General features: G+C 74.1%; 11 protein-coding genes and 1 tRNA gene. All 12 read right to left on the reverse strand.

Translation table 11 applies throughout. The features are described 5' to 3' along the window. Positions 1–335: 335 nt before the first annotated feature. Positions 336–1,469 (reverse strand): undecaprenyldiphospho-muramoylpentapeptide beta-N-acetylglucosaminyltransferase, encoded by a 1,134-nt coding sequence (murG, locus tag THESUDRAFT_RS06375; protein WP_006903933.1) that lies wholly within the window; start codon positions 1,467–1,469, stop codon positions 336–338. Positions 1,470–1,624: 155 nt separating this feature from the next. Continuing rightward, positions 1,625–2,779 (reverse strand): putative lipid II flippase FtsW, encoded by a 1,155-nt coding sequence (ftsW, locus tag THESUDRAFT_RS06380; RefSeq protein ID WP_006903934.1) that lies wholly within the window; start codon positions 2,777–2,779, stop codon positions 1,625–1,627. Further along, positions 2,776–3,771, reverse strand: a complete 996-nt coding sequence (gene mraY, locus THESUDRAFT_RS06385) for a phospho-N-acetylmuramoyl-pentapeptide-transferase (RefSeq protein ID WP_006903935.1) — start codon at positions 3,769–3,771, stop codon at positions 2,776–2,778. The genes ftsW and mraY overlap by 4 nt, the downstream gene beginning before the upstream one ends. Positions 3,772–3,805: 34 nt before the next feature. Further along, entirely contained in the window at positions 3,806–5,233 is a 1,428-nt protein-coding gene (locus THESUDRAFT_RS06390) for a UDP-N-acetylmuramoyl-tripeptide--D-alanyl-D-alanine ligase (protein WP_006903936.1), read from the reverse strand. A 26-nt stretch (positions 5,234–5,259) separates the two neighbouring features. Next, positions 5,260–6,762: a UDP-N-acetylmuramoyl-L-alanyl-D-glutamate--2,6-diaminopimelate ligase gene (locus tag THESUDRAFT_RS06395; RefSeq protein ID WP_006903937.1), complete on the reverse strand. Its 1,503-nt coding sequence runs from the start codon at positions 6,760–6,762 to the stop codon at positions 5,260–5,262. 459 nt (positions 6,763–7,221) lie between these two features. Next, positions 7,222–9,378, reverse strand: a complete 2,157-nt coding sequence (locus tag THESUDRAFT_RS06400; protein WP_006903938.1) for a penicillin-binding transpeptidase domain-containing protein — start codon at positions 9,376–9,378, stop codon at positions 7,222–7,224. Between the two features lie 195 nt (positions 9,379–9,573). Further along, positions 9,574–10,269 (reverse strand): FtsB/FtsL family cell division protein, encoded by a 696-nt coding sequence (locus THESUDRAFT_RS13895; protein ID WP_006903939.1) that lies wholly within the window; start codon positions 10,267–10,269, stop codon positions 9,574–9,576. 28 nt (positions 10,270–10,297) lie between these two features. Beyond that, positions 10,298–11,449, reverse strand: coding sequence for a 16S rRNA (cytosine(1402)-N(4))-methyltransferase RsmH (gene rsmH, locus THESUDRAFT_RS06410; protein ID WP_006903940.1), 1,152 nt, complete (start codon positions 11,447–11,449; stop codon positions 10,298–10,300). A 35-nt stretch (positions 11,450–11,484) separates the two neighbouring features. Further along, positions 11,485–11,916, reverse strand: a complete 432-nt coding sequence (mraZ, locus tag THESUDRAFT_RS06415) for a division/cell wall cluster transcriptional repressor MraZ (protein ID WP_006903941.1) — start codon at positions 11,914–11,916, stop codon at positions 11,485–11,487. Between the two features lie 357 nt (positions 11,917–12,273). Further along, positions 12,274–12,349: transfer RNA gene (locus tag THESUDRAFT_RS06420), tRNA-Ala, on the reverse strand. 257 nt (positions 12,350–12,606) lie between these two features. Further along, positions 12,607–13,320, reverse strand: a complete 714-nt coding sequence (locus THESUDRAFT_RS12275) for a 5-formyltetrahydrofolate cyclo-ligase (RefSeq protein WP_006903942.1) — start codon at positions 13,318–13,320, stop codon at positions 12,607–12,609. 6 nt (positions 13,321–13,326) lie between these two features. Then, positions 13,327–13,626: acyl-CoA carboxylase biotin carboxyl carrier protein subunit (locus tag THESUDRAFT_RS14985; RefSeq protein ID WP_006903943.1), on the reverse strand; the 300-nt coding region annotated here is incomplete at its 5' end.

Here is a 13,626-nt window from a genome sequence, read left to right on the forward strand (position 1 = left end):
CTGTCGCCGGCGGCGTGCCGGCGCCTTCCCGTCATGCCAACGTGCGGTCCCTTGCCCCCCGGCCGGCCCGCAGGCGCCTGGGAAAGGCGTCCCCGGCGCCGCAGGTCCCCGCGGCCGAGCCCCTCTGCCGGCGTACGACCGGCCCTTGGGGGCGATCCTCTGGGGCGCTTTCTCGCCCGACCAGGTTGCCGGGGTGCCACCCTCCGCCCCCGGTCTTCCCGCCCCTCCACGTTTCCGCCGCTTCACACCCTATGTACGTTTTGGCCGTACGGCGGGTGCCCCCTGCCGGGCGGGCACGGCCGGCGCCCACGGCCCCGGCACCCGCCGCCCGGGCCCTAGCTCCCCCCGGCGGCGACCGGCACGCCCGCCGCCGCCAGCACCCGGTCGGCGATGGCCGCCGTGGCATCAGGCCGCCCCAGCTGGCGGCTGGCCCGCGCCATGGCGGCCAGGCGCTCGGGTGCTCCGAGGAGTCCGGTCACCACGTCCACCAGCCGGGCTCCCGTCAGCTCGGCGTCGGCGATCACCACCGCCGCCCCTGCCTGCTCCAGCACCCGGGCGTTGGCGTCCTGCTCGTGGTGGGCCACGTGGGGCGAGGGGATCAGCACCGCGGGCAGGCCGCGCGCCGTGATCTCCGCCAGGGTGGTGGCCCCCGCCCGTCCGATGTACAGGTCCGCCGCCGCGTAGGCCGTGGGCATGTCGTCGATGTAGGGGAAGAGCCGCACCCGCGGCCCCGGATCGCGCCCGGCCTCCGCCAGCCGCCGGGCCAGGCCGGTGGCCATCTCCCCGTGGTAGCGCTCGCCGCAGGCCCACAGCAGCACGCCGCGGGCCCAACCCGCCACGGCCACGGCCAGCTCCAGGGCCGCGGCGTTGATCCGTTCGGCGCCGCGGCTTCCGCCCGTCACCAGCACCACGGGCTCCGATCCGTCCAGCCCCAGCCGGGCCCGGGCCTCGTCCCGCCGGGCGGAGAGGATCTCCGGCCGCACGGGGTTGCCCGTCACCACCACCCGGGCTCCCTCGGGGAAGAACCGGCCCGCCTCCGCAAAGGGAACGCAGACGGCCTGCGCCCACCGCGCCAGGAGCCGGTTCGTCGCCCCGGGCACGGCGTTCTGCTCCTGGATCACCAGGGGGACCCCCCTGCGCACCGCCGCCAGGGCCACGGGCGCGGCCACGTACCCGCCGGTGCCCACCAGCACGTCGGGCCGGAAGCGGGCCACGATGCGGTCGGCCTGCCAGAGGCCCCGGGTGAGGGACAGGATCCCGGCCAGCACCTCCCGCGGGCCCTTGCGCATGAGCCCGCGGGCACTGACGGTGACGAAGGGCAGGCCTGCCCGGGGCACGATGCGGCTTTCCAGGCCCTCGCGGGTGCCGACATAGAGCATCTCGCAGCCGGGCACCCGCCGCTTCAGCTCGGCGGCGATGGCCAGGGCCGGATAGATGTGGCCCCCCGTTCCTCCCCCTGTCAGAAGCACGCGCAAGCCTGCTTCCCCCAATCCCCCTGGCCCGCCCGGTGCGTCCTGGGCGCATGCACCGGCCCGTCACCAGGGCGCGGCGGTCCCGCCCCGTTCTTGCCGGTCCCGCCGGGTCCCGCCCCGTGGACGCGGGCCCAGGCACCAGGCCCCGAGCGCTACGGCGGGCAATGCCGGGAAATGTTGATCAGGATGCCGATGGCCGCCAGGGTCACCACCAGGGACGAACCTCCGTAGCTCAGCAGCGGCAGGGTGATCCCGGTGATGGGCAGCGTGGCCGTCACCACCCCCACGTTCACCACCACCTGGATGGCGATGATCGAGGTGATGCCGGCCGCCAGCAGGGCGCCGAAGGTGTCGGGCGCCGTGGCCGCGGTACGGAACCCGCGCCAGATCAGCACCGCGTAGAGGGCCAGCACCGTCAGGGTGCCCAAGAGGCCCAGTTCCTCCCCCAGGACGGCGAAGATGAAGTCGGTGTGCTGCTCGGGCAGGTACCAGATCTTCTGCCGGCTGAGGCCGAAGCCGAGCCCGAACCAGCCGCCCGAGCCCAGGGCCAGAAGGCCCTGGATCAGGTGGTAACCGGTGCCCTGGGGGTCGGCCCAGGGGTCGATGAAGGCGGTGATGCGCTTCCAGCGGTACTCCGACTGGGTCACGGCCACGATCAGCAAAGGAACGGCCGCCGCGGCCAGCCCCACAAGGTGCCCCAGGCGGGCTCCCGCCAGGAAGGCCATCAGCACCGCCATGCCCCCGATGGCCAGGGTGGTGCCCAGGTCGGGCTGGAGCATGATCAGCCCCGCCACCAGGCCGACCACCAGGAGCCACGGGCCGAGCCCGCGCCAGAAGTCCTGCACCCGCGACCCGGTGCGGGCGAAATAGTCAGCAAAGAAGATGCACAGCGCAAACTTCGCCCATTCCGAGGGCTGGAAGCTGAAAAAGCCGAAGTCGATCCACCGCTCGGCGCCGCCCCGCGCGGCGCCCACCAGCAGCACCGCCACCAGGAACAGCACGGTGCTGTACAGGGCCGGGCGGGCCAGTTGCCGCCAGTAGCCGTACTCGATGTGGGAGAAGGCCCACATCACCGGCACCCCGATCAGCGCCCAGAGCAGCTGCCTCTTCAAGAAATAGAAGGGATCGCCGGCGTCGTCGATGGCCTTGGCGAAGCTGGCGCTGAAGACCATGGCGATGCCCAGGGCCAGCAGGATCACCGTGACGGCGAAGATCGTCCGGTCCATCTCCCGTGCCCGGCCGGCGGGGGCCGTCGCCAGGCCCCAGCGGCTCCCGGGCCGGTGACCGCGGCCGGCGGCCAGGTTCATCCCGGAAAACCTCCCAGGGCCAGGAAGCCCGCCAGGGCAAAGCCCAGGCCGGCGGCCCAGAAGCGATACACCACCTGGGCCTCGGTCCAGCCGCTGAGCTCGAAGTGGTGGTGGAGCGGGCTCATGCGCAGGATGCGCCGGCCCGTCAGCCGGAAGCTGGCCACCTGCACGATCACCGAAAGGGTCTCCAGCACGAACAGCATCCCTGCCACCGGCAGCACCAGCTCGGTCCCCGTCAGCACGGCCAGCCCCCCCAGGGCGGCGCCCAGGGCCAGCGACCCCGTATCGCCCATGAACACCCGGGCCGGGTGCAGGTTGAACCAGAGGAACCCGGCCAGGGCCGCGCCCAAGGATACGATGAAGATCGCCAGGTCATACCGTCCCGAGCGGGCGGCCGCGTAGAAGAACACCGAGAGCGCGATCAGGGTGGACCCGGCGGCCAGCCCGTCCAGGCCGTCGGTCTCGTTGACGGCGTTGGCGCTGGCCACCACCGCCAGCACGGCCAGGGGGTAGTACCAGGCACCCAGATCCCACCAGCCCGCACCGAACGGCACCCACACCGCGGTCCCCCGCCCCAGCCACACCTGGGCCAGGTAGACCAGCAGGGCGGCCCCGACCACCTGCCAGAACAGCTTGGCCCGCGCCCGCAGCCCCAGGGAACGCCGCAGGGCGACCTTGAGATAGTCGTCGACCAGGCCCACGGCACCAAAGGCCAGGGTCACACCCAGCACCAGGAGGGTGGCAGGGGTGGGCGGTGCCAGCCAGCCCGTCACCAGCAGGGCCGGGACCAGGAAGATCACCCCGCCCATGGTGGGCGTGCCCTGCTTGACCCGGTGCCGGGCCGGTCCCTGCTCGCGCACCGTCTGCCCGAAGCGCAACCGTTCCAGCCAGGGGATGACCACCGGCCCCAGCACCAGGGCCATCCCCGCCGACAGCACCGCCGCCAGGCCCAGCCGGGCCAGGACCGGCACCGGCCAGAGATCCATCGTCATGAAAGGCCCGTTCCTTTCCGTTCCAGCCTTCGCCTCATCCCTCCGCCCCGGGGGCGGAACCGGCAGCACCCGCCCGGGCCAACAGGGCGCCGGCCACCTCTTCCATGGCCATGCCCCGGGACCCCTTGATGAGGATGGCGTCGCCCGGATGGAGCCACCGGTCCAGATCCGCCAGCAGGGCCGCCTTGTCCGGATACGCCGCGGCAGCCCCGGCCGCGCCGCCGGCCTGGCGCCAGCCTTCCACCAGGGCCGGCGCCCAGCGGCCTACGGCCAGCAGCACATCGACGCTGCGGGCGGCCGCCTGTCCCGTCCGGCGATGCCCCTCTTCCGCCCAGTCCCCCAGTTCGAACATGTCGCCCAGGATGGCCACCGCCCGCCGGTCCCCGGCGACCTGCCGCAAGGCTTGCAGGGCCGCAGCCGTCGAGGTCGGCGAGGCATTATAACAATCGATGAAGAGGGTCCACGAACCGGCCTGCCGGATCTCGCTGCGCAGGGACGCGGGCCGCGCCCGGCCCAGGCCCGCCGCGATGGCGTCCGCATCCAGCCCCAGCACCACGCCCACCGCCGCTGCCGCCAGGGCACAGGTCACGGCCGCTGGCCCCGGCAGGGCCAGTTCGACGGTGGCGGCGTCGCCACCCGGGATCTCCAGCCGGAACCGGGTGCCGGGACCCCGGCTCTCCACCGCCACCGCCCTCACGTCGGCGCCGCCCTCGACCCCGAAGGTGAGCACTCGGGCCCGGGTCCGGGCGGCCATGGCCCGCACCCGGGGGTCGCCGGCATTGAGGATCGCCACGCCATCCGCAGGCAGCGCCTCCACCAGCTCGCCCTTGGCCTGGGCGATCTTCTCCAGGCTGCCGAGGAACTCCAGGTGGGATTCGGCCACCACCGTCACCACGCCGATGTCGGGCTCGGCAATGGAGGCCAGCCGGGCGATCTCCCCGAGCCCCCGCATGGCCATCTCCAGCACCGCCACCTGGTGGTGGTCCTCCAGGTCCAGCAGGATGAGGGGCAGGCCGATGTCCGTGTTGTAGTTGCCCGCCGTCTTCAGCACGGCGAAACGCTGCTCCAGGACCGCGGCGGTCATTTCCTTGGTGGTGGTCTTGCCCACGCTGCCCGTGATCCCCACCACCCGCAGGCCGGGCCGCCGGCGGCGCACCCAGCGGGCCAGGCTGGCCAGGGCCTGGCGGGTATCGGCCACCTCCACCACCGCCGTGCCCGGCGGAGGCCCGCCGGGCAGCACCTCCGCCAGGGGGCGGGCGATCACCGCTCCCCGGGCCCCCGCCGCCAGCGCCTGCCCGACGAACTGGTGCCCGTCGACCCGCTGTCCCGGCAGCGCGAAGAACAGGTTCCCCGCCTCGACCCGCCGGCTGTCGACTGCACCGCCGGCCACGGTCACGCCGCCGTCGCCGGCCACCAGGCGCCCGCCGGTGGCCTCCGCGACCTCCGCCATGGCGAGCCGCATGCCCTCACCCCCTCCGTGGACCCGCCTCAGCCCCGGTAACCCAGGGCGGCCAGGGCTTCCGCCGCCACCTCCCGGTCGTCGAAGTGGATGGTCCGGTCGGCGAAGATCTGGTAGTCCTCGTGCCCCTTGCCCGCGATGACCACCACGTCGCCGGGCCGGGCCAGCTCCAGGGCCCGCCGGATGGCCGCTGCCCGGTCCGTCACCCGCTCGTAGGCCGCGCCCGGCACCCGCCGGACCCCGGCCTCAATGTCGTCCAGGATCGCCTCCGGGTCTTCGCTGCGCGGGTTGTCGGAGGTCAGCACGGTGTAGTCGGCCAGCCTGGCGCTGATGGCACCCATCTGGGGCCGCTTGCCCCGGTCGCGGTCGCCGCCGCAGCCGAAGACGCAGATGACCCGGCCCTGGCCGGCCAGCTCGCGCACGCTCCGGAGCACATTATCGAGCCCGTCGGGCGTGTGGGCGTAGTCCACGATGACCGCGAAGGGCTGGCCGCGGTCGATGCGCTCCAGGCGCCCCGGAACCGCCTGGAGGCTCTCCAGGCCCCGGGCCACCGTGGCCGGATCCAGCCCCAGGGCCAGACCGGCACCGGCCGCGGCCAGGGCGTTGTACACGTTGAACCGGCCGGTCAGGCGCAGCCGGACCGGGGCCTCCCCCTTGGGGCTCACCAGGATGAAGCGGATCCCGCCGGGTTCGACCTCCACCTGGCGGGCCGTGATGTCCGCCGGCCTGTTCAGCCCGTAGGTGACCACCGGCGCGTTGCTGCGGGCCGCCATGAACTCGCCCCAGGGGTCGTCGGCGTTGATCACCGCCGCCTTGGGACCGGGCTTGGTGGTGCCCGGGATCTCGTTGCGGCCCAGGCGCGAGAACAGGCGGGCCTTGGCGGCCGCGTAGTCCTCCATGGAGGCATGGAAATCCAGGTGGTCCTGGGTGAGGTTCGTGAAAACGCCGACATCGAAGGCGCACCCCGCCACCCGCTGCAGCGCCAGGGCGTGGGACGAGACCTCCATCACCGCGTGGGTCATCCCCTCGTCCCGCATGGCGGCCAGCAGCTTCTGCAGGTCCGCCGCCTCGGGGGTGGTGCGTTCCACCGGCAGGGAGCGGCCGGCGATGATGTTGTGCACCGTGCCGATGAGGCCCGTGGGGTGGCCGCCCGCTTCCAGCACCCAGCGGATCAGGTGGGTGGTGGTCGTCTTGCCGTTGGTCCCCGTGACCCCCACCATGACCAGGCTGGCGCTGGGGTGGCCGTAGAAGGCCGAGGCCAGGAGACCCAGGGCCAGGCGGCTGGAGGGGACCTGGACGTAGGGCACGCCCTCCAGCGCCAGGGGGCGCTCGCCCACCACCGCGGCGGCTCCCCGCGCCACGGCCTCGGCGATGAAGGAGTGGCCGTCGTAGCGCAGGCCGCGGATGGCCACGAACAGGAATCCCGGCTCGACGCGCCGGGAGTCGTAGGTGATGCCCTGGATCGGCCGGCCGGCGGGACCGGTCACGGTCTTGTCGGGCAGCACGGCGATCAGGTCTTGGAGGTTCACCATGGGCCCGTCTCCTTACCCTGCGGTTTGAAGGCTCGCTGCCTGCGGTCGAACCGGCGGGCGAGCCGCCCCCGAGGGGCCCGGCACCGGCGGCCCGGGCCCCCGTGCCCCGCCTGGCCTGCGGGGGGCCACCCGCCCCGGTCCCGCGGCCGCCGGCCCGGGGCGGGTGCACCCGGGCGGCGCGGCCGCGGGCATGCGCCCCTTGGGGGCCGGACCGAAGTATAACAGCTCTCCCTGGCCATGACACCCCGGTGGCCTGCCGGGGACCGGCCGGGGCCCGCTGGCCTGCCGCGACCGGACCGGGCCCCGTGGCCCGCCGGGGACCGGCCGGGAGCCGGTCGGTGCGACGACTTGGCCGGGATCCTTTGGCCTGTTGCGGGGACCGGCCCGGTCCTCCGGCCGGCGGGCACTCTGCAGGCCCGGGGCGCGCCGCCCGCCGCCTGCCGGCCCGCGGGCCCCGTTCTACCGCGATGCCGGTGACCGGAAGATCACCGTCACCACCGACCCGATGGGAACCCGGGTGCCGGCCGCCGGCTGCTGGCCCGCCACCACGCCCTCCCGGTCCCCCCGCACCTCCATCTGCAGGCCCGCCGCCGCCAGCCGCTCGGCGGCGGCCGCATAGTCGAGCCCGCGCAGGTCGGGCACCGTCACCCGGCCTTCCTCATCCTGCCGGAAGGCCGCCTCGGTATAGAGGATGATCGTGCTGCCCTGTTCCAATTGCGCACCGGCGGCGGGGAACTGGCCCACCACCCGCGGGCCGCCGCCCTCGAAGGTCACCTCGAAACCGGCCGCCTGGGCCCGCTGGCGGGCTTCCTGGCGGGTCAGGTTCATCAGGTTGGGCACCTGCCGCAGGCGCTTGGGGTCGGCCCGTTCCTCCCGGGTGGGGGGCACGCCCAGATAGCGCAGCACGTCCCGGGCTACCGCCTGGAAGACCGGGGCCGCCACGTAGCCGCCGTAGTAGATGCCCGACGGCTCGTCGATGGACACCACGATGGCCAGGCGCGGTTCCTCCACCGGCACCAGGCCCGCGAAGGAGCCGATGTACTTCTGCACCACCCGGCCCTTCTCCACCTTGTTGGCTGTGCCCGTCTTGCCGCCCACGTCGTAACCGGGAATCCGGGCCCGGCTGCCGGTGCCCTGTTCCACCACCCCGCGCATCAGCTCGCGGATGGTACGGGCCGTCTCGGGTTTGATCACTTGGCGCCGCTCGGCGGGCTGGACCTCCTCCACCACCTGCCCCTCGGGATCCAGCCACGCCTGGGCCAGGTGGGGTGTCTGCCACATCCCATCGTTGGCCACCGCGGCCACCGCCGCCGCCATCTGGATGGGGGTGGTGGTCAGGGTCTGGCCGAAGCCCATGATGGCCAGGTCCAGGGGTGACGCCCGGTCCATGGGCGGCACGATGCCCGTGGCCTCGCCGGGCAGGTCGATCCCCGTCAGCCGGCCGATGTGGAACCGGTCCAGGTACTGGTAAAAGAGCGGCTTGCCCAGGGCCAGGGCCATCTTGCCGAACACCACGTTCGACGAGTGGGCGAACCCCTCGCGAAAGGGCACGGACCCCAGGCCCGCCTGGTTCCAGTTGGAGATCGTCTCACCGCCCACGGTGAGGAAGCCGGGATCGTCCACGATGGTGTCGGGGGTGACCTTACCCGCGTCCACGGCCGCCGAGCCGGTGATGATCTTGAAGATCGACCCCGGCGGGAAGGCATCGGCCACCGGCTTGGTCCGCCAGCTCTGGCGGGGGAAGTCGGCAAACCGGTTGGGGTCGTAGGTGGGCCGGGAGGCCAGGGCCAGGATGCCGCCCGTGCGCGGGTCCATCACCACGATGACCCCGCCCTTGGCCCCGTGCTGGATCACCGCCCGCTCCAGCTCCCGCTCGGCGATGTACTGGATGGTCTCGTCGATGGTCAGGCGCAGGGTCAGGCCGGGCACCGGCCGCACGTAGCGGGCCTGGACCGTGGGCAGCCGGATGGGCCGGCCCAGGGCGTCGTACTCGGTGGCGATATAGCCGTCCTTGCCCGACAGCTTGCCGTCGTAGTAGGCCTCGATGCCCTCCAGACCCTGGTTGTCGACCCCGGCAAAGCCCAGGACGTGGGCGGCCAGCTCGCCCTTGGGGTAGAACCGGCGCGCCTCCTGGGTGATGTGCACGCCGGGGATGTCGAGCTGGCGCACGGCCCGGGATTCGGCATCGGTGACCCGGCGCTTGACGTACCAGAAGGCGTGGGGCACCGTCAGCTTCTCGTAGACTTCCTGGGGGTCCATGTGGAGCACGCGGGCCAGTTCCTGGGCGGCCTGCTCGATGTCGACCTGACCCTTGCGGGCCGCCTCCTGCAGCTCGGCCGGCGCCACGTAGACGGTGTCCACGTCGGTGCTGGTGGCCAGGGGTCGCCCGTTGCGGTCGACGATGTCGCCCCGGCGGGCCTGTACGGGCACCTGCCAGAGCCGCATGTCCAGCGCCTTCTGCCGCAGCGCCTCGCCCCGGACCACCTGGATGGTCACCAGCCGGCCGGCCAGCACGGCCAGCGCCAGGGTGAACAGGAGAAAGACCAGCAGGATCCGCCGCCGCAGCCCCATCCCGGGCATACGAACGGCCGGAAAGCCTGGCGCCGTCCGGCCCATCCCCAACCGCCTCCTGCTTCGCACCAAGCCTTCGTGCCCCGGGCGCCTTCGCGCCCCGGGCACCTTCACGCCGCCCGCCAGGCAAAGCCGCCGGGCCTCGCCCCGGACCAGGGCGGCCGGACCGCAGCCGGCGGGCGGGCTGGAGCGCCGCCCCCAGTGGATCCCCGGTGCCCTTGACCTGCCGAGCCCGCGCCTTCACCCACCCAGCCAGTGGCGCCAGAGTCCGAGCAGCCAGCCCGCCGCGGGGCGGCCGGTCGTCGCCGCGGCCGCGGGGGCGGGGGCGGCCCCGGCATCCGGGGCGCCCACCGTGCCGGACGATCCGGCCGTGGCTGCGGGGGCAGCCGCCTCCGCCGCCGTGGCGTTGCCCGGTGCCGTGGCGGCAGAGGTCTGGGACGGGGCAGGGGCCGCGGCGGGCTCCAGCGCGATCACCGCCTCCTGAACGGGCCGGGAGCCGGCTTCACCCCCTGCCTGCGGGGACCCCGGCAGAGCCCCCGGGACGGCCGCCTGAACCGCCGGGGCCGGCACCCGCACCGCCCGCACCGAGGCGGGTTCTTCATAACCCCGCTGGCGGGCGGCGCTCTCCAGCCGCCCCAGGGAATCCAGCCCCGCCACCTCGATCTCCACCCGCTCGGTGGCCCGCTGGAGCGCGGCCAGCTCCTGCTGGCGCTGCAGAATGGCCCGGTTCATCTCGTACAGGACCGCATACCGGCTGACGACCAGCACGGCCAGGAGGAACAGCGTGCCCACCGCGGCCACCAGCCGCGCCTCGGGCCGCAGGCGCAGCCTGCGGCGCACCCGGTAGCGCCGGGACGGGCGCGGGAGCTCCCCGGGGCGCCCCCCATCCGGGTCCAGCCAGGGTGCGGTGGAATCCGCGGGCCAGCGCGGTGCCACAGCGGTGTTTCCGGCTCGTACCATAGTGCTATTCGCCCCCGCTTCCGTCTATGTCCGGAGCCGTTTCCAGGGGTTCCGGACCGCCGGCAACACGCTCCAGGGCCCGAAGCTTCGCGCTGCGGGCGCGCGGGTTCCGGCGCTCCTCCTCGTCCCCCGGGGTCACGGGCCGGCGGGTGAGGATCCGGAAGGCGGCCCCCTCCTTGCCCCCCACCTGCGGGGCGGCCAGGGCGCGGAAGGCCCGTTTCACCGCCCGGTCTTCCAGCGAATGAAAGCTGATGACGACCAGCCGTCCTCCGGGACGCAGGTAACCCGCCGCCTCCTGAAGGAAGGCCTCCAGGCCCTCCAGCTCGTTGTTCACGGCGATGCGCAGCGCCTGGAAGGTTCGCCGGGCGGGGTGCCCGCCCCGGCGCCGGGCCCGGGCCGGAACGGCGTCCTTGATGACCTCCACCAGCTGCAGGGTGGTGGTGATGGGCCGGCGCTGGCGCGCCGCCACGATGAAGTCGGCGATGCGGCCGGCCCAGCGCTCTTCCCCGTACTCGGCGATCCACCGGGCCAGCTGGTCACGGCTGGCGGTGTTCACCAGGTCCGCGGCCGTCACCGGCTGGCTCGGATCCATGCGCATGTCCAGGGGCGCGTCCACCTGGTAGCTGAACCCGCGGGCCGGATCGTCCAGTTGCATCGAGGAAACCCCCAGGTCCAGCAGGATGCCGTCCACGGCCTTCCAGCCCGCGGCGGCCAGGTGGCGGCCCAGGTCGCGAAAGTCGCCGTGGACCAGGCGCACCCGGTCCCCGAAGGGCGCCAGCCGCGCCGCGGCCAGGGCCAGCGCCTGCGGGTCGCGGTCGATGCCCAGCAACCGCCCGGCCTCCCCCGCCGCCTCCAGGATGGCGGCGGCGTGCCCGCCCGCCCCCACCGTCCCGTCGACGAACCGGCCTCCCCGCTCCGGTTGCAGGTAGGCCAGGACCTCCGCCAGCAGGACGGGGATGTGGCGCGGGGTCCCGGCGGCCCCAGGAGGACTCCCCGCGGCCCCGGAAGCGGCCCCAGGGGCCCCGGCAGGCGTCCCGGCAGCGGTCCCGGAAGCTTGCGCAGGGGTGCCGTCACCGGCCCCCGGTCCGGCCGGAGAGACCGGCTCGCCGGGTTCGGTCAGGCCGCCTCGCTGGTTGTCGTGCCGCGCGCTGGCCATCGTGGTGACTCCCCGCCGGCCCTCCCGGACCCCCGTCAGATCCCCAGGTCGACGATCTGCTCGGCGATCCGGGAGTAGGCCTCCGACGCCTCTTCCACGTAGCGTGTCCAGCGCTCCGCGGACCAGATCTCCATCCGGTTGCCCACGCCGATCAGCACCGCCTCCCGGTCGATGCCGGCGTACTCGCGCAGCGTCTGGGGCAAGAGGATGCGGCCCTGCTTGTCCGGCACGCACTCGCAGGCACCCGAGAGCAGCATCCGGACGAAGGCGCGGGCGCTGGACTGGGCAAGGGGCAAAGCCCGCAGCTTGGCCTCCAGGTTCCGCCACTCCGCGGGGGGAAAGACGAACAGGCACTGGTCGAGGCCACGGGTCATGACCAGGGGCTCGCCCAGCTCGTCCCGCAACCGGGCGGGGACGAACAGGCGCCCCTTGTCGTCCACCGTGTGGCGGTACTCGCCGATGAGCATGCCCGGGCGCCTCGCTTCCCGCCGTTCCCCCGCCGCCGGTGCCGGCGCTCTCTCCACCGGGGGCCCCGCCTACCGGGCCGGGCCTCCACTGTCCCCCACTTTACTCCACTTTGAACCACTGGTCCCGTGTATTCGGGGCACGCGGGACAACTCCTGCCCCCGGTGGTCCCAATTTTTTGACGGGTGGCGACGGGCGCGCGCCGCAACAACCGCCGGTCTTCGGCAGGCGCGCCGCAACATGGCGAAAGGCGCCGGTGGGACGCACCGGCGCCTTTCGCGGAACCGCCATCTTGTCGAAGAAAAGCGAAACGCGCCGCATCCCTGCGGCGCGTCAGGATGCGGCGCGTTGACGGGCGGTGGTGGAGCGGATGGGACTCGAACCCACGACCTCTGCGATGCGAACGCAGCGCTCTCCCAACTGAGCTACCGCCCCGCCGACAAACCCCATTCTACAGGCGGCCGCCGGCAGCGTCAACCGTCCGGCCCCGGGCCGGGAGCCCCACCTGCCGGCAGCGTCTCCGCCCGGTGCCGCCCGCACGCACCAGGCCGCCGGCCCGTCCAGCGGCCGGGCCCGGCCGCCGACCGCAACGCCGGGCTCGGGACCCTTCGCGGGCGGGTGGCCACAGGCTTCGGGCGGCCACCGGCAGGCCCGCCACGCGAACGCGCGCCCGCCTGCTCGAGCCGGTTCCTTCAGCGGATGCCCCACCACGGCCCCAGCACGCCGGCCTCGCTGACCACCAGGTCCATGCGCCGGTCGTGCTCGTCCCGTGGCACGGAGGCCAGCAGCATCGCCGAGGGCACCACGCCTGCGCGCCAGGCGGCCGGGTGGCGGTCGAGGAACCGGTCATAGAACCCGCCGCCGCGGCCCAGGCGCCAGCCCTGGCGGTCGAAGCCCAGGCCCGGCACCACGATCAGGGTGCTCCCGTCCACCGGCTGAGCAGGGCAGCGGGCCCGGGGCTGGCGGAGTCCCCACGGCCCCACCTCGGTGTCATCCCAGCTGCTCACCTGCCGCGCCTCCATGACCTGGCGGGCGGGGTCGACCCGCGGCAGGAGCACCGCCAGCCCCTGGCGGCGCGCCCACGTCAGGAGGGGCGTTACATCGACCTCCGTCGCCAGGGGCGCGTACAGCATGAGAGCGGCGAGGGCCGGCCGCCGCAGGGCGCCGCCCGCACCGGCCGCGGGCCAGGGCTCCTGTCCCAGCAAGAGGGCCTGGAGGCGGGTGCAGATGGCCGCCGACACGGGGCCGCGCTCCGTGCGGGACCAGGCCCGCCACGCCTCCCGGAGCCGCCGCCGCCAGGCCTCCTTGCCGCCGTCCCAGGGGCTCTGGGCAGCTTCCGGGCCCGGCGAGCCGGCCCCCGCGCCGGGCGCCAGCTCCCGGGGCCCCGCCTGGGAAGCACTGGCCATGGCGTCTCATCCCTCGGGATCGATCCAGGCCACGGCGTCGCCCTGGTTGAGCGTCTGGCCCCGGGTGTGGGGCACCGCGGTCACCCGGCCGGTACAGGGAGCGGCCAGCTCGTTTTCCATCTTCATGGCCTCCAGGATGGCCACCACCTGGCCTGCTTCCACCCGGTCCCCGGGACGAACCCGCACGTCCAGGAGCACCCCCGGCAGCGGCGCCGTCACCGGCGTCCCCTTGCCGGCGGTGCCGTTGGGGCCCGCAGGTGCTGCGGCCTCCGGGGCGGCACCGCCCCCCCGGGGGGCGGTGCCGCC

The organism is Thermaerobacter subterraneus DSM 13965 (genome assembly GCF_000183545.2).
GTDB classification, from domain to species: domain Bacteria; phylum Bacillota; class Sulfobacillia; order Thermaerobacterales; family Thermaerobacteraceae; genus Thermaerobacter; species Thermaerobacter subterraneus.